This is a genomic window from Paraburkholderia sp. Cy-641, assembly GCF_011752945.1.
Taxonomy (GTDB): Bacteria; Pseudomonadota; Gammaproteobacteria; order Burkholderiales; family Burkholderiaceae; genus Paraburkholderia.
Genome location: NZ_VWWM01000005.1, coordinates 119,657 through 139,387, shown reverse-complemented (window position 1 = coordinate 139,387; position 19,731 = coordinate 119,657). Strand labels below are relative to the sequence as shown.

The 19,731-nt window shown below is 63.5% G+C and carries 13 protein-coding genes and 1 pseudogene; 12 read left to right on the top strand and 2 right to left on the bottom strand.

The window, feature by feature from the left end; all coding sequences use genetic code 11:
* Positions 1-399: 399 nt before the first annotated feature.
* From F3J20_RS04475 to gmd, 6 genes are all read left to right on the top strand, one after another.
* Positions 400-1,395 (top strand): helix-turn-helix domain-containing protein, encoded by a 996-nt coding sequence (locus F3J20_RS04475; protein ID WP_167282181.1) that lies wholly within the window; start codon positions 400-402, stop codon positions 1,393-1,395.
* An 87-nt stretch (positions 1,396-1,482) separates the two neighbouring features.
* Entirely contained in the window at positions 1,483-3,087 is a 1,605-nt protein-coding gene (locus F3J20_RS04470; RefSeq protein WP_167036248.1) for a sugar phosphate nucleotidyltransferase, read from the top strand.
* A gap of 55 nt (positions 3,088-3,142) precedes the next feature.
* On the top strand, positions 3,143-4,528 hold the full coding sequence (locus tag F3J20_RS04465) for an undecaprenyl-phosphate glucose phosphotransferase (protein WP_167036252.1): 1,386 nt from the start codon (positions 3,143-3,145) through the stop codon (positions 4,526-4,528).
* 41 nt (positions 4,529-4,569) lie between these two features.
* Positions 4,570-5,709: a polysaccharide biosynthesis/export family protein gene (locus tag F3J20_RS04460; RefSeq protein ID WP_205299213.1), complete on the top strand. Its 1,140-nt coding sequence runs from the start codon at positions 4,570-4,572 to the stop codon at positions 5,707-5,709.
* A 53-nt stretch (positions 5,710-5,762) separates the two neighbouring features.
* A complete protein-coding gene (locus tag F3J20_RS04455) occupies positions 5,763-8,066 on the top strand; it encodes a polysaccharide biosynthesis tyrosine autokinase (RefSeq protein ID WP_167036255.1) in 2,304 nt (767 codons plus the stop codon).
* Positions 8,067-8,182: 116 nt separating this feature from the next.
* Complete coding sequence (gmd, locus tag F3J20_RS04450) at positions 8,183-9,301, top strand: GDP-mannose 4,6-dehydratase (protein ID WP_167036258.1); 1,119 nt, start codon at positions 8,183-8,185, stop codon at positions 9,299-9,301.
* A 256-nt stretch (positions 9,302-9,557) separates the two neighbouring features.
* On the opposite strand, the gene F3J20_RS04445 is transcribed toward gmd, so the two are convergent.
* Together F3J20_RS04445 and F3J20_RS04440 are read right to left on the bottom strand one after the other, a co-directional pair.
* On the bottom strand, positions 9,558-10,940 hold the full coding sequence (locus F3J20_RS04445) for a hypothetical protein (protein WP_167036261.1): 1,383 nt from the start codon (positions 10,938-10,940) through the stop codon (positions 9,558-9,560).
* Between the two features lie 229 nt (positions 10,941-11,169).
* The gene (locus F3J20_RS04440; RefSeq protein ID WP_167036264.1) at positions 11,170-11,847 is read right to left on the bottom strand and encodes a hypothetical protein; all 678 of its coding nucleotides are present in this window, start codon (positions 11,845-11,847) and stop codon (positions 11,170-11,172) included.
* Between the two features lie 236 nt (positions 11,848-12,083).
* Between F3J20_RS04440 and F3J20_RS04435 the strand changes: the two genes are divergently transcribed.
* From F3J20_RS04435 to groL, 6 genes and pseudogenes are all read left to right on the top strand, one after another.
* Positions 12,084-12,521, top strand: coding sequence for a hypothetical protein (locus tag F3J20_RS04435; protein WP_345889838.1), 438 nt, complete (start codon positions 12,084-12,086; stop codon positions 12,519-12,521).
* 295 nt (positions 12,522-12,816) lie between these two features.
* Positions 12,817-15,750, top strand: coding sequence for a response regulator (locus F3J20_RS04430; protein WP_167036267.1), 2,934 nt, complete (start codon positions 12,817-12,819; stop codon positions 15,748-15,750).
* A gap of 578 nt (positions 15,751-16,328) precedes the next feature.
* Positions 16,329-17,018: a response regulator transcription factor gene (locus tag F3J20_RS04425; protein WP_167282179.1), complete on the top strand. Its 690-nt coding sequence runs from the start codon at positions 16,329-16,331 to the stop codon at positions 17,016-17,018.
* 28 nt (positions 17,019-17,046) lie between these two features.
* Positions 17,047-17,289 (top strand): annotated as a pseudogene (locus tag F3J20_RS04420) (YadA C-terminal domain-containing protein); the annotation flags it as partial.
* A 385-nt stretch (positions 17,290-17,674) separates the two neighbouring features.
* On the top strand, positions 17,675-17,965 hold the full coding sequence (groES, locus tag F3J20_RS04415) for a co-chaperone GroES (protein WP_008923887.1): 291 nt from the start codon (positions 17,675-17,677) through the stop codon (positions 17,963-17,965).
* A 53-nt stretch (positions 17,966-18,018) separates the two neighbouring features.
* On the top strand, positions 18,019-19,659 hold the full coding sequence (gene groL, locus F3J20_RS04410; RefSeq protein ID WP_167036275.1) for a chaperonin GroEL: 1,641 nt from the start codon (positions 18,019-18,021) through the stop codon (positions 19,657-19,659).
* The last annotated feature ends 72 nt before the right edge of the window (positions 19,660-19,731 follow it).

The window sequence follows — 19,731 nt, the reverse complement described above, 5'->3', positions numbered from 1 at the left end:
TCGGAAGCCGGTCGAGGGAATTGCACTCTCAGACAATGTTTTCCGGCAAGGATAAACCTGGATAAGACGAAATAAAGGTCGGATAAAATTAAAATAGGCCTCTTTTCGAGCAGGCGCGCAGTGTGCGCTGGCGTACGCAATCAATTTTCGAATTGCCCTAATATTTGCGAATGCATATTCGGCCATATGCAGAATTCCGCATTAATTCATTGATATGGCGGTTGCTTCGGCAAGGTGCTGAATCGCACAGACCGGCCACCCATTAATGCGCCAACATGTCCGCATTTTCGGTCATGGCGGCTAAATGCTGGAAGCCGTCGCTATGATCCAGTGCACCGAGTGGGTATTCCCGGTGGCGATAGAAGATGAAGTCGATCGTTTTCCGTTGAGAGGATGGCTATGACCTGCGCAAGTCTCGAGTCCGCAATGCTGCGCTGGGTGCATGCGCCGAACAAAGGCGTGCGCCGCATTGCAATTCTGCTGTTCAACGATTGCTCGCTGCAAGGCGCGGGTGTCATTGCCGAGGTTTTCCAGGCCGCGAACGAACTCTCCACGTCGGGCTCGGGTGCGTGGCTCTACGACGTGTCGTTTCTGTCCGTCGACGGCGGCATGGTGGCCGCGTCGTCCGGCTTGCGGGTGTGGACCGACGGGCTCGATGCGCGTCATTACCGCGGCTTCGACGCGCTGTATGTCGCGGGCGGCAAGGGCGCGGCGATGGCGGCGCGCGACGAGCGGCTGATCGGCTGGCTGCGCCGCGTACGCCGCAACACGTCGATGATGCGCTCGATCGCCGAAGGACGCGCGGTGCTCGACGCGGCTTACGTGCCCGACGGCGCGGAGGCGGGCGAACCGAACGGCGTGAACGGCGCGAGCGCGGCAAGCCCGGAGAGCGCCACGCATGGCGCGGCGGAACTCGGCGACCGGCTGGAGTCGATGCGTAGCGCGCTCGCGCTGATCAAGCGCGACCTCGGCAACGCGACCGCGCGCATGGCGGCCGAGCGGCTGCTGGCGGATTCGTCGAACCTCGCGCCGCTGCTCGGCGAGGACGGCGCGCTGAGTCCCGGCGACAAGGTGCGCGCGGCCGCGCGCTGGCTCCAGGAAAACTGCCAGCAGTCGATTTCGATTGCCGACGCCGCGCAGTTCGCGGCCATGAGCGAACGCAATTTCCTGCGCCGCTTCAAGATGGAAATGGGCATTACGCCCTCGAGTTTTCTGCTGCATGAACGCCTCGCGGTGACGTGCAGCCTGCTGACCGAATCCGAATTGCCGGTCGACAAGATTGCGCGCCGCACCGGCATGGGCAATGGCGACCGTCTCGCGAAGGTGTTCCGCAAGCGCATGCGGATTTCCCCGACCGAGTTCAGGATTCAGAGCCGTCGCATGAGCGGCGAGTAGCAGCGCAGGACGCAACCCGGCGAGCGCGCGAAACGGCGCACCGGAGTCTTCTCCTTCGTACCTTGCAGGACTATAAGGAATCCGAATATGTTGAGGCATGGCATCGTGAGCGCAGGATCTGTCGAGCCGGCTGGCGCCGGCGCGCATTGCGCGCATATCGTGCCGGTCATTCTGGCGGGCGGCTCGGGCACCCGGCTGTGGCCGGTGTCGCGAGAAAACTTTCCGAAGCAACTGATCGACGTGGTCGGCTCCGACTCGCTGCTGCAGGCGACCGCGCGGCGCCTCGACGGCTTTCCCGCGAGCTGGCATGTCGATGCCTCGCCGATCGTCGTGTGCGGCGACGAGCATCGCTTCGTGATTGCCGAGCAGTTGCGCGAGAACGGTATCGACGCGCGGCTGATCGTCGAGCCCGCGCGGCGCGACACGGCCCCCGCGCTGACGCTGGCGGCATCGCTCGCGTGCGCGGAGGACCGCGACGCGATCCTGATCGTGATGCCGGCCGATCATGCGATTGCCGACGTGGCCGCATTGCAGCGCGCGCTCGATTGCGCGGCGCGCCACGCGGCAGCGGGCGCGATCGCGACGCTCGGGGTGCCGCCGACGCGGCCCGACACCGGCTTCGGCTATATCCGCATCGGCGCGGCGCTGGCCGAGGGCGGTCATGCGATCGACGGTTTCGTCGAGAAGCCCGCCGAGGAACTCGCCGCCCAATACCTCGCGGCCGGCACGTACTGGTGGAACAGCGGCATCTTCATCATGCGCGCGAGCGTGTGGCTCGATACGCTCGCGCGTCTGCGCCCCGACATGCATGCGCCCTGCGAAAGCGCGTTCGCGAACGGCCGCCAGGACGGCGCGGTGTTCCGGCCGGCGCCGGAGGCCTTCCTCGAAGTGCCCGCCGATTCGATCGACTACGCAGTGATGGAGCGTCTGACGGAGTCGCCGGCGGGCGCGCCGCGCGGTGCCAGCACGATCGATGCGGGCCAGGCCGGCAACGCAGGCCGCGGTCCGATCGACAACACCGCAAGCACAGCCGCAACCACCGGCATTCCCGCCGGCGTCGTGATTCCGCTCGAAGCCGGCTGGTCCGACCTCGGCTCGTGGGACGCGGTATGGGCCGCGATGGAAAAGGATGCGAACGGCAACGCCGGGCGCGGCCGCGTCACCTTCGAAGGCGCGGTGTCGTGCTACGCGCATTCGGAAGGGCGGCTCGTCGCCTGCGTCGGCACCGCCAACGTGGTGGTGGTCGAGACGGCCGATGCGGTGCTGGTGGTGGACCGCTCGCACGTGCAGGACGTGAAGGGCCTCGTGTCGCGCATCAAGGCGCAGAACGCGCCCGAAGCCGACGCGCATCGCAAGGTGCGGCGCCCGTGGGGCTTTTACGATTCGATCGATCACGGCGAGCGCTTTCAGGTCAAGCGCATCGTCGTCACGCCCGGCGCGCAGTTGTCGCTGCAACTGCATCATCACCGCGCCGAACACTGGGTGGTGGTGCGCGGCACCGCGCTCGTCACGCGCGGCGAAGAGCAGTTCCTGCTCACCGAAAACCAGTCGACCTACATTCCGCTCGGCACGCGTCACCGGCTCGAAAACCCCGGCAAGGTGCCGCTCGAAATCATCGAAATCCAGTCCGGCACCTATCTCGGCGAGGACGACATCGTGAGGTTCAACGACAACTACGGCCGCTGCCCGTAAGCAGCATGGATACGCCCCGTTGGCGAACATAAAAGGCAATACGAGGGAAGCAAACATGCGCAAGTTTCAGGATCTGCTCGCGCGAATTTTCGATGTCGCGCTGGTGTTGGCGGGTGCGGCCGTGGCGTCGCAAATCCGCTTCGACTATCTCGGCCAATCGGGCTTCTACTGGGCGCTGGCGATGTTTTCCGCCGCCTTCGCGCTGGCGATCTTTCCCGCCTTCGGCGTGTACGAATCGTGGCGCGGCCGCTCGAAGCTCGGGCTCGCGGGCCAGGTGTCGCTCGCGTGGCTGATCGTGCAGGCCTGCGCGCTGGCGCTGATGTATTCGCTGCATCGGATCGACATCGTCTCGCGGCTGTGGTTTTCGTACTGGACCGCGACGACCGGCGGCCTGCTGATCGCCTACCGGCTCGTCACGCATGCGGTGCTCGCGCGGGCGCGCGGCGCCGGCATGAACCTGCATCAGGTCGCGATTGTCGGCAGCGGTTCGCAGTGCGATGCGATCCTGCGCCGTATCGAGTCGGCGCCGACCGCGGGCTTTCGCGCCACGGCCGTCTACAACACGCGGCCGGACGATTCCGCGGTGACGAATTCGCGCGTGCCGGTGTTCGAGCGCGTCGACGCGCTCGCTGACTACATCCGCACCAACGACGTCCACGAGCTCTGGCTGATGCTGTCGCTCTCCGAGGAGCCGCTCATCTGCGCGCTGATCGACGAGTTCCGCGACGACCTCGTCAACATCCGCTTCATGCCGGACGTGCGCAGTCACGCGTTGTTCGAAGGCAGCGGCGTCGTCGATCTGCTCGGCGTGCCGGCGATCAACCTGGTCGCCTCGCCGCTGTCGGCCAACGCGATGCTGAAGAAAGAGATTTTCGACCGGCTGTTCGCGGCGAGCGCGCTGCTCGGGCTCATGCCGCTGCTGCTCGGCATCGCGATCGCGGTGAAGCTGTCCTCGCGCGGGCCGGTGCTGTTCAAACAGAAGCGCAAGGGCGCGGACGGGCGCGTGTTCACGATCTACAAGTTTCGCTCGATGCGGCTGCATACCGAAGCGAAAGGCACCTTGAGCCAGGCGACGCGCAACGACAAGCGCGTGACGAAAGTGGGCGCGTTCCTGCGCCGCACGAGCCTCGACGAGCTGCCGCAATTTTTCAACGTGCTGCGTGGCGACATGTCGGTCGTAGGACCGCGTCCCCATGCGCTCGAGCACGACGATCTCTACCAGAAGGTGGTCGCGGGCTACATCAATCGCTACCGGATCAAACCGGGAATCACGGGCTGGGCGCAGATCAACGGCTTCCGTGGCGAAACCGACCGCATCGAGAAGATGGAACGTCGCGTCGAACATGACCTGTACTACCTCGGTCACTGGTCGTTCGCGCTCGACATGCGGATCATCGGCGCGACGATCGTCGCAGGACTGGTTCATCGAAACGCTTACTAAGCAGTCGATAAAAAACGCCTCGGGGCGAAGGAGGAAGGATCATGAACTCACTGGGTTTTCGTGCGGGAACGATGGTGGTTTTCGCGAGTGCCGCACTGCTCGCCGGCTGCGGCAGTGTACCGGGCCAACGGATGATTACGCCGGCCACGGTGCAGGACACGGGAGGGGATTTCAGTCCCACCGAAGCTTCGCAGCAGCAGATTCCGATCACCGACATTAACCTGGCGCTGCTGAAGAAGATGAACGCCGACCAGCAGGCCATGACGATGCCGCCCGATATCGCAGCGCTGTTCGGCAAGCCGACCGCGTACAAGGTCGGCCCCGGCGACGTGCTACAGATCGTCGTGTGGGATCACCCGGAACTCGCGGCCGCGCTCGGGCAGCCGACGCAGACCTCGCGGCCCTCGGATGCGATTCCGGGCTTCCTGATCGACGAAAGCGGCGACGTGCAGTTTCCGTATGCGGGCACCCTGCACGTGGCGGGCAGGGACGTCGCGTCGATTCAGCGCGAACTGCATCAGCGTCTGAGCAAGGTGTACCAGAAGCCCGAAGTGACGGTGCGGGTCGCGTCGTTCCGTAACGCGCAGGTGATGATCGACGGCGAAGTGCGCACGCCCGGCAGCCAGTCGGTCAACGACATTCCGATGTCGCTGACCAACGCGATCGGCCTGAGCGGCGGCTTCACGACGACCGCGGACCGCAGCCGCGTCGACCTGATCCGCAACGGCCATACGTATTCGCTGAACATCGACGACCTCATCAAGCACGGCCACAATCCGTCGGACATCTATCTGCAGGCGGGCGACATGGTGCGGGTCAACGCGCGCGAGGACAGCGGCGTGTACGTGATGGGCGAGGTCAACAAGCCGGCCACGGTGCTGCCGCTGCGCAACGGCTCGCTGACGCTCTCGCAGGCGATCTCCGACGGCGGCAGCTTCGACTCGAACACGGCCGCCGCGCAACAGCTGTTCGTGATCCGCAATTCGACCAGCGACTCGCCGCAGATCTATCACCTCGACGCTCGCTCGCCGGTGGCGATGCTGCTCGCGAACCAGTTCCAATTGCAGCCGAAGGACATCGTGTACGTCGGCCAGGGCGGCCTGGTTCGCTTCAACCGCGTGCTGAACCTGCTGTTGCCGGCGATCAACGCGGCGGTGACGGGGGTTATCGTCGGGAAGTGACGTAAGAGCGGTGCGCGTAACGCGCACCGCCAGGTCTTGTCGGGGTGAACAACATGGCAATCCACTTTGACGGCCGTTATGAAGGCCGCTACGAGAACCGCTTTGAGAACCGGTTCGAAGCCCGCTTCGAACCCGGTTACGCGGACGTGCCCGGTCCGGGCCGTCTGCGTCCGTCGGACTACCTGCGCACGATCGTGCGCGGTCGGCGCACGATTCTCACGGTGACGCTGATCGCGCTCGCGCTCGGCAGTGCCTACGCGTTGCTCGCGCCGCCGACGTACCGCGCGGACGTGCTGTTCCACGTCGAGGACCGGACGGCCAACCCGACCGGCGTCGCTAACGGCGCGTCGCCGCCGGTCGGCGGCGGCGCCGATTCGAAGCCGTCGACGGCCGCGCAGATCGAGTTGTTGAAGTCGCGGCTCGTCGTCGAGGAGGCGGTGCGCACGCTGCACCTCGACATCACGGCGACGCCGCGTTATCTGCCGCTCGTCGGTGCGAGGATCGCGGGTCTCGCGAATGGACGATGGGGCCGATGGGGCTTCAGGCTGCCGTCGTTCATGAAGCTGTCGGGCTTTGCGTGGGGCAACGAGAGCATCGCGGTGTCGCGTTTCGATACCGCGAAGCCGATGTACGACGCGAGCTTCACGCTGGTGGCGGGGGCCGACAACACCTTCGTGCTGCGCGACCCGAACGGCAGCGCGATCCTGTCGGGCCGGGTCGGCGAGACGGTGCAGACCGATACCGCCGACGGCCCGATCGTGCTGCACGTCGACCGGCTCGTCGGGGCGCCCGGCACGCGCTTCACGCTCGCGCGCGCCTCGACGCTCGGCACGGTCGACCGCCTGCAGAACACCATGCTCGTGCAGGAGACCGCGCCGCAATCCGGCGTGATCCGGATGAGCCTCGAAGGCGGCGATCCGGCGTTGGCCGCGGCGATCGTCAACAACATGGCGCAGCAGTTCGTGCGTCAGGACATGGCGAGCCGCTCGACCGAAACGCGCCACACGCTCGCATTTCTTGAGCAGCAACTGCCCGCCCTGCGCAAGGATCTGGACGACGCCGAGCAGCGCTACAGCAAGTTCCGCAACGAGCACGGCACGGTCGATCCCGGCGAGGAGAGCCGGCTGATGCTGCAACAGTCCGCCGACAACAAGGCGCGCCTGCTCGACCTGCAGCAGCAGCGCGTGGAGCTGTTGCAGCGCTTCACGCCGAGCCATCCGTCGGTGGCCGCGCTCGACGCGCAGATCGCCGCGTTGCAGGGCGCGCAGGCCACCATGAAGCGCAGTGCGACGGCGATGCCCGACACCGAGCAGACCGCGCAGCGGCTCAAGCACGACGTGGACGAGAAGACCACGCAATACAACAGTCTGCTGAACAACGTGCAGCAACTGCGCACGACGCAGGCGGGGCAGGTGGCCGGCGTGCGGGTCGTCGACTTCGCCGAAACGCCTGACGATCCGGTGCGGCCGCGGCGCATGCTGGCGATCCTGGTTTCGCTCGGCGGCGGCCTCGGGCTCGGCATCTTGCTGATCCTGCTCAAGCGCGCGATGTACGGCGGCGTCGAGCGGCCCGACGACCTCGAAGGCATGCTCGGCGTGCCGGTGTTCGCGGCCGTGCCGCGCAGTCAGACCCAGCTGCGCCTGCAGCAAAGCGTGGCGCAGCGCCGCCGCGGCCAGCATGTGCTCGCGCACCAGGCGCCTGGGGATCTCGCGGTGGAAGGCGTGCGCAACCTGCGCACGTCGCTGCAGCTGTCGCTCGATCACGCGGCCAACAACGTCGTGATGATTACCGGCTCGCGGCCCGACGCGGGCAAGTCGTTCCTGTCGGTGAACCTGTCGGCGCTGGTCGCGTCGGCGAACAAGCGCGTGTTGATCATCGACGCCGACATGCGGCGCGGGGACGTGCATTCGCACTTCGGCATCTCCCATCAGCCGGGCCTGTCCGACGTGCTGAGCGGCGGCGATCTGCACTCGATGATCCAGCGCGAGGTGCTGCCCGGTCTGGACGTGCTGGCCAAGGGCTCGCTGCCGACGCATCCGGCCGAGCTGCTGATGAGCAAACGCTTCGAAATGTTGCTTGACGAACTGAAGCCGCAGTACGACCTCGTTATTGTCGATACACCGCCGGTACTGGCGGTGACTGACTCGACGCTGATCGGCCGATATGCGGGCACCACGCTGCTGGTGGTGCGCCACGGCCGCCAGCCGCTGCACGAGATCATCGAAACCGCGAAACGGTTGCGCAACGGCGGTGTGGCCATGCGCGGCGTGCTGCTGACCGATGTGCCGCAGGAAGCCGCGTTTCTCGGTTCGGGATATCAGGGCGGCTATTACGGCTACGACAGCATTGCCGGTTGACGGCGCGGCCCGCGGCGCAATGCCGTGTGCCGCGGCCGTGTGCGGTTTCGCCCTGGGATCGGCGCGGGCTCGAGGTTCGGATAGGCATCGCCAAACACTATTTGGGGGAAGGTTCCATGAAACGCAAGGTTGCGCTGATCACCGGCATTACTGGACAGGACGGCTCATACCTGGCTGAGTTGCTGCTCGCCAAGGATTACATCGTACACGGCATCAAACGCAGGGTGTCCCTGTTCAACACGGACCGGATCGATCATCTCTACCGCGATCCTCACGAACCGGAGCAACGGCTCTTTCTGCACCATGCGGATCTGACCGACTCGACCAGCCTGCTGCGCGTGATCCAGCGCGTCGAGCCGGACGAAATCTACAACCTCGCCGCGCAGAGCCATGTCGCGGTGTCGTTCGAGGAACCGGAATACACGGCCAATGCCGACGGTCTCGGTACGTTGCGCATTCTCGAAGCCATCCGCATTCTCGGCATGCAGGAGAAAACGCGCTTTTATCAGGCATCCACGTCGGAACTCTACGGGCTCGTGCAGCAGGTGCCGCAAAGCGAGACCACGCCGTTCTATCCGCGCAGCCCGTATGCGGTCGCCAAGCTGTTCGCCTACTGGACCACGGTCAATTATCGCGAGGCCTATGGGTTCTTCGCGTGCAACGGGATTCTGTTCAATCACGAATCGCCGGTGCGCGGCGAGACCTTCGTGACGCGCAAGATCACGCGCGCGATCGCGCGCATCGCGGTGGGCACGCAGAAGATGCTGTATCTCGGCAATCTGGCAGCGCTGCGCGACTGGGGCCACGCCCGCGATTACGTGGAAATGCAGTGGATGATGCTGCAGCAGGACCAGCCTGAAGATTTCGTGATCGCGACCGGCGAGCAATACAGCGTGCGTCAGTTCGTGCAGAATGCGGCCGCTGAGCTGGGCATCACCGTGCGTTTCGAGGGCACGGGCGTGGATGAGGTCGGCATCGTCGAAAAGGTGGAAGGGCGCGAGATCAAGGTGTCGCCCGGCGATGTGATCGTGCGGGTCGATCCGCGCTATTTCCGGCCGGCCGAAGTCGAAACGCTGCTCGGCGATCCGTCGAAGGCGCACGCGCGGCTCGGCTGGAAGCCGACCACGTCGTTTGCGCAACTGGTCAAGGAAATGGTGCGCTCGGACTACCAGATCGCACGCCGCGACGCGCTTGTCACGCTGGCGGGCTTTACGGCATTGGAGCATCACGAATAGTCATGACGCGTGTGCCGGTCACGGTGTGCGAGTTATCGTGATGGGTTAGCGATCCGCAGTTTCCTGGCGGATCGACGTGTTGTTGATGTGCTTCGTTTCGCGCCCGTAGTGATCGGCTCGCTGCCGATGGCTGCGGGCGCTTGTCTTTTATGGGCCGTTGGTGAGCCGGTGAGTTGGTGAACCGAACCGGTGCCGCGGCTCGGGGCGTTGCGAGGCGCGGTTTCGCGCGTTGCAACGCCCCTGCGCTAGCGCAACGTCAATGATGCGTGTTGACGTTGCGCACGTCGGGCAGCGGTTCGGTCGCGGTGTCGGCTGACGGCGCGATCTGTAGTTCGGATTCGCGCGTGGCCTGTGTCGACAGACGCCGTGCCGTCTTGCTGCTCGAATCGATTTGCAGCGCGATGCCGGCGTCGCGCGACGCACAAGCCAGGTGTCCGATAGAACCGCAGCTGCGCGCGAGGCTGAGCAGCGCATCGCGTTGCTGTTCGAGCGTATGCACCGTCGCGCGCAGGCGCTGTGCCTCGCGGTTGTCGGGCTGCGCGGCGAGGGCCGCGGCAATGCGCGATTTCGTCGCTGACAGATTGTTCGCCTTCAGATTGATACGTGCCGCTCGCAGATATCGCGCGGCTTCGGCGCGACGTTTCTCTTCCGCGCTGATTGGCGGATTTGCGGCGAGGCGTGTGAGATCTGGCTTCGCCAACGAAACGCGGTGCTGTTGAGGCTGCGATGCGGTGGGTGGTGTGGCTGTTGAGGGGTGGGCTGATGCCAGGTGTTGCGCGGCGATGGCGGGTTGCGGCTGTTGTTGCTGTTGTTGCGCGGTGACGCGGCTCGGCGCAGCATCGGTGCGTGGTTTATCTTTCGCGGCAATCGGCTGAGCGGCAATGGTGTGCGTGGCATCCGGCGTTGCCGACACGACCCGGTGCTGCTCGGGTGTCGCCGCGACCTGTGGTGTAACCGCTGCGGGCTGGGCCGATGCGAGGTGTTGCGCAGCGATGGCGGGCTGCGGCCGTTGTTGCTGTTGCAGCGCGATGACGCTCGGCGAAGCATCGGCATGCGGTTTATCTTTCGCGGCAATCGGCTGAGCGGCCGTGACGTGCGTGGCATCCGACGTTGCCGACACGACCTGGTGCTGCTCGGGTGTCGATGCGATGGGCTGAGCGGCAGCGACGCGCGCGGCGTCCGGCGCTGCCGGCGTGACACGGCGCGGTTCGGGCAGCGACGCCGCCGCCGGTGTGACCGCCGAAGGCCGGGCCGCGGCGACGCGTGGCGCGTCACTCCCAGGCTGCAACGATCCAGCATTCGCCTTGGCTTTCCCGGCACCATCGACAGCAACGGACGCCTTGCCGTTCTGCGCGGACACCGTGGACACATTGCCGCTCGCCACAACCGGCGGCGCCACGCGCAAGTCGCCGTCATGGATGCAGATCAGGTACACGGCGGAACTCACCGCCAGCACCGACGCAGCCAGCACGATGCGGTTGCGCGTGCGCCGTCCTGCTTGCGCGGCTAACTCGGCTTCGTCGATTGAATCGTAGGGATAGACGAGCGTGTCCGGCGAACGGTGCCAGATGCTGCGCGCCGGCAGCCTGGCGGGCCCCGTCCGCGGCGGATTCTCCGGCTCGACGTACAAACCCGGCACTGAGGCAGCATGCGCACCAGACCCCTCCAGCGCGAGCGAATGACACGAAAGACAAGGCGAGAAGCGGCCGACGATCGGTGCACCGCAATTGTTGCAGCGTCGGGGCTCTGGCTGATTGGCAGCGGGATATGTAGACATGGCCGGTCGCTCGCGGGCGTTCAATTACGACGCCTCTGTCAAAGGAACACGTAACGGCAACGAGGCTCGCAAGCCTCACCGATCACTGCGATTACTGCACCACGTAGCCGCGCGCCTGCATGCATGCGCCGTAGGCGGCCCAATAGCGCGTCATCGGCGGCTCGGGCGCGGGCAGCGGCGGCAGTTTGACGTCCGATGCCGCGCTCGCTTGCAACGATGCGTCCGCTGTGCCCAATGCGCCTGATGCGCCCAACGGGCCGATTCCCGCTGCCGATGCCCCGATTCCCTCGCCTAACGTGCCGATTCCCGCGCTCGTGCCCGCAGCCGCCGTGGTCGTAGTCGCGGTGGCCGAAGCACCCGCGGCCGCGGCGGCGCCGCCGGGTGCACCGCCGGCACCTGTCAAGGCATCGTTGGCCGGTTTCGCCGACGATGCCCCACCAGGCGCGGCCGCGATCGGCAAGCTCGCGGCGTCCGGCATGCTGGCGGCATACGGCAGCGGCGTGGCGGAGAAGGAACTGGGCGGCAGCGGCGGCTTGGCCGGCGCGCCCGTCGACGAGCCCTTTGCGACCGGTGCCGGGCGCGGTGGAATCTGCGACTCGTGGACGATGTTGACCTTGCTCACGCGGGCTGCTTCCGCGTAACACAGCGCGGTGTCGACGCCGCGCGCATAGGGACTCTGACTGCGGATCGGATAGGTAAGCGGCTGCCATGCAAATGCAGCGCTGCTGGTCGCAATTAGCGTCAGTACGGTATATGTTCTAAATTTCATCGCAATGACTCCCCCCAGCGATGTTTGGCGTTTTTATCGGAAAAAGCGCTTCGCACGGTGATCTGTTGGCTTCGGGTTCCGTCGTGGCATGACGGCGCACGTTGCGAAGACTGCTTTTCCGAGCGTAGCACCGGATGGCGCCAATGCAATGCTTCGGATAGCGCGCGAAAACGCCAAGCTGCTGTCCAATCAGGACACATCCGTGTAACGCGGCAGGCGAGCTTTGCGAAAGCCCGGTGAATTCTCTGAACATGATGACGAGCCGTCAGGAGACGATGATGCAAAAACTGCGGGACTATTCTGGCGTGCTGATCGTCGCCGTATCGGTTCTGACGCTGTCGCTGGCCGCGCCTGTGGCGGGCAGGGCGAGCGAGGAAAGCGACAACATGAAAGTCGAGACGGCGGGCGAGCGCGCGAATTTCGCGCAGACGTTCTGCCAGATATCGCCGCAGCGCGTCGATGCGTATAAGGAAAAGCTCAGAAAGAGACTGCCCGAAGCCGATCACTTCGATCAGCACTGGCAGACGGGTTGGCAGCGCGCGCAGAGCAACATCGGCAGCATGAACGGACTGCGCGAGCGCGATCCTCAGGAGTTCGACGCACGAATCAAAGTGAATTGTGAACGGCTCAAATGGCTCGCCGGAAATTCGCTGCGGACGCCGGCGCAGAAGTGAGAAGAGCGGTGGGTCTATCGAAGGCGCGGCACTAACGTAGTGTCACGCGTTGTCGTTGTGCTCTTGTGCGGCTCGTTCGTTTCGACGGCATGGCAAGCGATATCTATCGCCGCTCAGGTGCAGGACGCCGTAAATGGTCATATGATTCCGACGTCACTTCGAATCCGCAGACTGGGGCGCGATGCAAGCACGGAACAAAGATTTCGACGACGGTGAGGAAGGCCAAACATCGCATCGCGTGCCAGCCGTCCTGAAACGCTATCAGCGAGCGTTGCTGTACGGAGCCGGCGTTGCGATGACGGTCGTTCTATTGGTGCTGGGCGGCACCGTGATCTACCTGATGGTGCGTGACTACATCGACAATCGCTATATCGGTTTCGCTGTCAGGAAGACGCAGCTCGAATTGGAACTGCTCCAGTTCGAGAGCATTCTGCGGTACACCGTTCTGCACGAAGAGTCGGCATGGGAGCGCCGCGAGCCGCCGCCATCCAGTGTCGTTGAGCAGTTTGCGGCGCAGCACGGGCGCATTCTTCTGCAGCAACACGCCGATTTTCCACCCGTGCTGGCGTTGGGCGACGTCACGAACGAGCGGCCAGCCCAGACATTCGCGCCGTATCTGGCGATGACCCGTGAATTCGATTATCGCGTCGGCCCTTATGCTGTGTTGAAAGGTCCTGATGCGGTGACGGGATATTTCTACACGCCCGACTACAGTTTCATGTCGATTTATCCGGCACCCGCATCGGGCAACCCGCTCGATGCAGGCGATGCCCCAAGCGTGCGGGCGCTGCTCGATCAGATCAGGCCGGATATCGGCGACCTGAGCAAGAAAAAAACGCTGAGGCGTCTGGAAACCGAGCGGGAGTTGATCCTGCTGCCGCCGATTACCGACCGGTTTACCGGAGAGCAGGTCATTCGCATGGTTCTGCCCGCGTTTGCCGACGGTACGCCGTTCCTTATCTTTGTCCGCACCATTCCAGTCAGACTGCTGTTCGATCATCCGGCGCAGGAGCCGCTCGACGACGAAATCTCGCTGATCGTCGACGCATCCGGCAAGGTGGTGCTCGATGCCGGGCCGGCAGGCCGCGATAGTGCGCTGAAGGCTCGCGTACTGCGGACGAAGCCTTGGGCGCCGGGCCGGCAGGGAATCGAGCGGCGTCGTCTTGGCGGTCTCTTTATCGCGAGTGCGCCGGTTTCGCATGTCGGCTGGACACTGGTCTATGCATTTACGTGGCGTACGGTTCTCGCCGAGTTCTGGCCGCGCATCACGCTTCTGACGTTGGCCGTCCTGCTGGTGATCGGATTTCTCTGGACGATCCTGCTGTTGCTCGACCGCAAGATATTCAAGCCGGGTTTCGAGTACTCGCGGCGGATTTTCGAAAGCGAGCGCCTGAATCGCATGATGGTTGCGGCGGCTCCCGAGGGATTCGCGCTGTTGCTATTCGAAAGCGGAGACATTCTGCTCGAGAGCGACGCGATGCGCAGCTATGGAGCAAACGCTCATCCCGATGAGCGGCCATTGCGTTTTCAGCTACTCGAGCTTTACGACCGTTCGCCCGATGCCCCTGCGTGGCAGTCGGGCTTGCAACTGCCGTTCAGACTCGCGAATGGCGGCGTTGAAGATCTGCTCGTGAGTCTCGTCCGCACGCAGTATCGGAGCGTAGACGTATTGCTGTGCAGCTTCTCGAATGTGACGAAGCTCAAGAACACCGAGCGCAAACTCGAAGAGGCGCGGGCGGCGGCCGATGCGGCCAACCATGCGAAGTCCGCGTTTCTCGCGATGATGAGCCACGAGATACGCACGCCGCTCAATGCGATTCTCGGCAATCTCGAACTACTCGGCCGTTCGTCGTTGTCGCCCGCGCAAAGCGAGCGGCTCCATGTCGTGACATCGTCGTCGACGGCGCTGCTCGACATCATCAACGACATTCTCGACTTTTCGAAGGTCGAGTCCGGACAGATGACGATCGAGGCGATCCGTTTCGATCTTGCAGAAACGATTCGCCAGGTCGGTGCGATCTTCGCGCCGATGGCGCATGCGAAGGGGCTCGAATTCGAATGCATGATCGACGATTCGATCGCGCCGTACTATCTCGGCGACCCGACCAGGATTCGGCAGATTGTGGCGAACTTCGTCAGTAATGCGATCAAGTTCACCGAGACCGGCAACGTGCTGCTCGAGGTGTATCACAAGGACGAGACCGTCGACGGCTCGCCGGTCATGATCGGCGTGATCGATTCCGGCATCGGCATGACGCCCGCCCAGCAGGAGACGCTGTTTCAGGCATTCGTGCAGGCGGATTCGTCGATCGCGCGCCGCTATGGCGGCACCGGACTCGGGCTGGCGCTGTGTTCGCGCCTCACGCGGCTGATGAATGGCTCGATCATCGTCAAGAGCTCGCTCGAACTCGGCAGTACGTTCGTGGTGTCGCTGCCGCTGCGGGTCGATACGAGCGCCTCCGCGTCGGCCGCCGACAGCGGGGAGAAGCGTGTCGAACGGGACGCAGCGCCTGCCGGTACGGCGGCTCTGCGCATCCTCGTCGTCGACGATCAACCCGCCAACCGTGAACTGATCGTTGCGCAACTCGATCTGCTCGGATACCGGGCCGACATGGCCGACAGCGGCGCAACCGCACTGCGGTGCTTTAACGAGCAGCACTACGACGTGGTAATGACGGATCTGAACATGCCTGGCATGGATGGCTACACGCTGGCGCGATGTCTGCGCGGGCAGGGCGCGACGACGCCGATCATCGCGGCGACGGCGCATGTCGGCGCCGAAGAGCAGAGACGATGCGAGGACGCGGGAATCGATGCCACGCTGCTCAAGCCGATTTTGCTCGACGCGATGGAACAGGTTCTGCGTCGCTCGATCGGAGCGGAGGCGTCCGGGACGCTTCCGCCCGGCGACAGGACGGCGAAGCGCGACATTTCGCAGGGACCACTGCCGCCGGGCGTGCATGCGGCATTGAAGCAGTCGCTGGGGGAGTCGCTGGCAAAGCTGCAGAAGGCTATGAGCACGCATGACACGCAAGCGGCGCTCGATACGCTTCATGCCATGCGCGGTTCGTTTGCGTTGATCCACGAGGCGGCGTTGGCGAATGCGTGCGCGCAGATGGAGCAACTCGCACGCGACGACGACCTCGCCGGGGTCGAAGAGATGCTGGGCCGTTTCGAGACGCTTGCCTATGAGACGCTGGTGCGCCGCCAAGGGGCGGTGAGTGCGTAGCCACGATGTCCTGATGCGGCAGATTGCGGAAGTGGCATGGCTGCCGGGTGGGCCTGGGCGGTGGCCATGTTGAGCGGTTTGTGTGCGGCCGATGGTTCCAGATATGAAGCGTGATCTCACAAAAATGAGACAAGTCCTATTTGTCACAATTTAATGGTTTCTAGGACTGAGCCTATTATCGGGTCTGGCTGCATTCAATAAAGTGCTTATACCGAAATCTTTGGATAGACATCCATTCCGAAATGTAGATCCTCCGATGCCGCCGCGGTCAACCAGATATCCCCACAGTCAGTATGCGGTGACAAAAAGCGGCGGGTAAGCATTTCGACCCGTTTTTATCGAATCTATCCATGCGTTCAGGGCCGTCTGGGAGGGCGGACTACGACGCCTGGTACTGAAGTTCTCGCGTATCTCCCATCGATGCCCGGTCGTATCCCCTGACCCGGATGCGTCATTCCTCCACGGAAGAGGGAGAAGAATCCGGTCACGCAATTGCAAACCGATATACCTGCACTTTTCAGGCGTATTCGGTGTTGTCAGCCCGCTCCTTGTTGCATCACCATGTTAGGAAAACAATCATGAATCCAAACGCGATTCGCGTCGTAATTGCAGACGATCACCCCGTGATTCTCGAAGGTATTCGGCATGAACTGACGAAGAGCGCGACCGTTTCGGTGGTCGGGACCGCTCGCAGTTCGAGCGAGCTGATTCCGCTTTTGAGCCGCACCGCCTGCGACGTGCTGGTATCCGATTACGTGATGCCGGGCGGTGAATATGGCGATGGCATTACGCTGTTTTCCCTCATTCGCCGACGGTATCCGAAAGTGCAGACGGTGATACTGACCATGATGGAAAGCGCGATTCTGCTCCGTTCGCTCATCGACATCGGCAATCGCTGTCTGTTGAGCAAGGTGGACAAAATGGAACATCTGCATCTGGCCGTGCGCGCTGCCTATGTGAATGGCCGTTACCTCTCGCCGCGCATATCGGAAATCATCATGCCGTCGGAACGACCCACGCGAGGCGTGTGGGCGAATGCGCCGTTGAGCAGCCGCGAGCTGGAAGTGGTGCGCTTTTATGTTTCCGGGCTGACCGTCAACGAAATCGCCGATCGTTTGAGCCGCAGTAAAAAGACCATCAGTTCGCAAAAAGTATCGGCAATGACAAAGCTTGGAATCAAACGGGACGCTGATCTTGTGCGCTATGGACTCGAGAACGGCCTCGTGCCGCCGACGAAATCAGAAGGCAGCTGTATGCAAATTCGGTGATCAGCGCATCAACGACACGAACAACGCGATCAACGGCGTTGCGCGTGGGGCTTATTCGGGCATCGCCGCGGCGACGGCACTGACGATGATTCCGGAAGTCGATCCGGGCAAGACACTGTCGTTCGGCATCGGCGCGGGAACCTACAAGGGTTACCAGGCTGTGGCGCTGGGCGGTACCGCACGCATCACCGAGAACATCAAGGTGAAGGCGGGCGTCGGTCTGAGCCCGGGCGGCACCACCGCCGGCATCGGCGCCTCGATGCAGTGGTAAGCGATGTGGCGGATGCAACTCCGGTTGCGTCCGTTACGCCGGTCTGAGTCGTATCGACGAAGCCCCCGACGGATCGAAAGGTCCCGAGGGGGCTTCGTCGTTGTGAGCGCGGGGGTGGCGGAAATATACCTGGACCAGGAGTTTCCCTGGTCAGTGTTGGCAGTCGCGCTGCGTGAAGCTGCTCCCGCTGCGATCCGTCCCCGGTAGCCGGGGGTTCCGCGCCGAGCGGCGGCCGACGACGCCCATTCCCCCCACTTCTTGAATTTGTCACCACCCATCCATATAATTAGCACTCACTGCACGAGAGTGCTAACAACATCGCCGGTTGGCTCGGCCAGCCGGGTTTTCTCAGCGTTCTTCAGTCTCAATCAAGAGAGGAGTATGTATGAACCTTCGTCCTTTGCATGATCGCGTGATCGTCAAGCGTCTGGATCAGGAAACCAAGACCGCTTCGGGCATCGTGATCCCCGAAGCCGCAGCGGAAAAGCCGGATCAAGGCGAAATCCTCGCAGTCGGCCCGGGCAAGCGCGACGACAAGGGTGCAGCCATTGCGCTCGACGTGAAAGTGGGCGACCGCGTCCTGTTCGGCAAGTACGCAGGCCAGACCGTCAAGGTCGACGGCAACGAACTGCTCGTGATGCGCGAAGAAGACATCATGGCCGTGGTGCAGAAGTAAGCGCAAGGTCGCTACTTCCCCGGTTATATCCAAAGAATTCAAGGAGTTAGAAGATGGCAGCTAAAGAGGTCGTATTCGGTGATTCCGCCCGTGCCAAGATGGTCGAAGGCGTGAACATTCTCGCCAACGCCGTGAAGGTCACGCTGGGTCCGAAGGGCCGCAACGTGGTCCTCGAGCGCAGCTTCGGCGGCCCGACGGTCACCAAGGACGGTGTGTCGGTCGCTAAAGAGATCGAACTGAAAGACAAGCTCCAGAACATGGGCGCGCAAATGGTCAAGGAAGTCGCTTCCAAGACCAGCGACAACGCCGGCGACGGCACGACGACCGCTACGGTTCTCGCGCAATCGATCGTCCGCGAAGGCATGAAGTACGTTGCATCGGGCATGAACCCGATGGACCTGAAGCGCGGCATCGACAAGGCTGTTGCAGCCGCAATCGAAGAACTGCGCAAGATCAGCAAGCCGTGCACGACCAACAAGGAAATCGCCCAGGTCGGCGCGATCTCGGCAAACAGCGACACGTCGATCGGCGAGCGCATCGCTGAAGCGATGGACAAGGTCGGCAAGGAAGGCGTCATCACCGTCGAAGACGGCAAGTCGCTGCAAGACGAGCTGGACGTCGTCGAAGGTATGCAATTCGACCGCGGCTACCTGTCGCCGTACTTCATCAACAACCCGGACAAGCAGGTTGCCGTGCTCGACAACCCGTTCGTGCTGCTGCACGACAAGAAGGTGTCGAACATCCGTGATCTGCTGCCGGTGCTCGAGCAGGTCGCGAAGGCTGGCCGTCCGCTGCTCATCATCGCTGAAGACGTCGAAGGCGAAGCGCTCGCAACGCTGGTCGTCAACAACATCCGCGGCATCCTGAAGACCGTCGCCGTCAAGGCTCCGGGCTTCGGCGACCGTCGTAAGGCCATGCTGGAAGACATCGCGATCCTGACCGGCGGCCAGGTCATCGCTGAAGAAACCGGCCTCACGCTCGAGAAGGCAACGCTGGCTGAACTGGGCCAGGCGAAGCGCATCGAAGTGGGCAAGGAAAACACCACGATCATCGACGGCGCTGGCGAAGCAGCGAACATCGAAGCTCGCGTCAAGCAAGTGCGCAAGCAGATCGAAGAAGCGACCTCGGACTACGACCGTGAAAAGCTGCAAGAGCGCGTTGCCAAGCTGGCAGGCGGTGTTGCTGTGATCAAGGTCGGCGCTGCGACCGAAGTCGAAATGAAGGAAAAGAAGGCACGTGTCGAAGACGCACTGCACGCAACGCGCGCAGCTGTGGAAGAAGGCATCGTTGCTGGCGGCGGCGTCGCGCTGATCCGTGCACGTACGGCAATCACCGGCCTGAAGGGCGCTAACGCCGATCAGGACGCAGGTATCAAGATCGTCCTGCGCGCCATGGAAGAGCCGCTGCGCCAGATCGTCACCAACGGTGGCGAAGAAGCGAGCGTCGTCGTGGCAGCGGTTGCTGCCGGCAAGGGCAACTACGGCTACAACGCAGCAACCGGCGAGTACGTTGACCTGGTTGACGCAGGTGTCGTGGACCCGACGAAGGTGACGCGCACGGCGCTGCAAAACGCAGCTTCGGTTGCGGGTCTCCTGCTGACGACCGATGCAGCTGTCTGCGAACTGCCGAAGGAAGACGCACCGATGCCTGGCGGCATGCCCGGCGGCATGGGCGGCATGGGCATGGACATGTAATACCGCTCGGGTCTCGTGGTTCGGCATCATGCCCGGACCACGTTATGAGACCCGGTTGGTGTTCATGGGGGA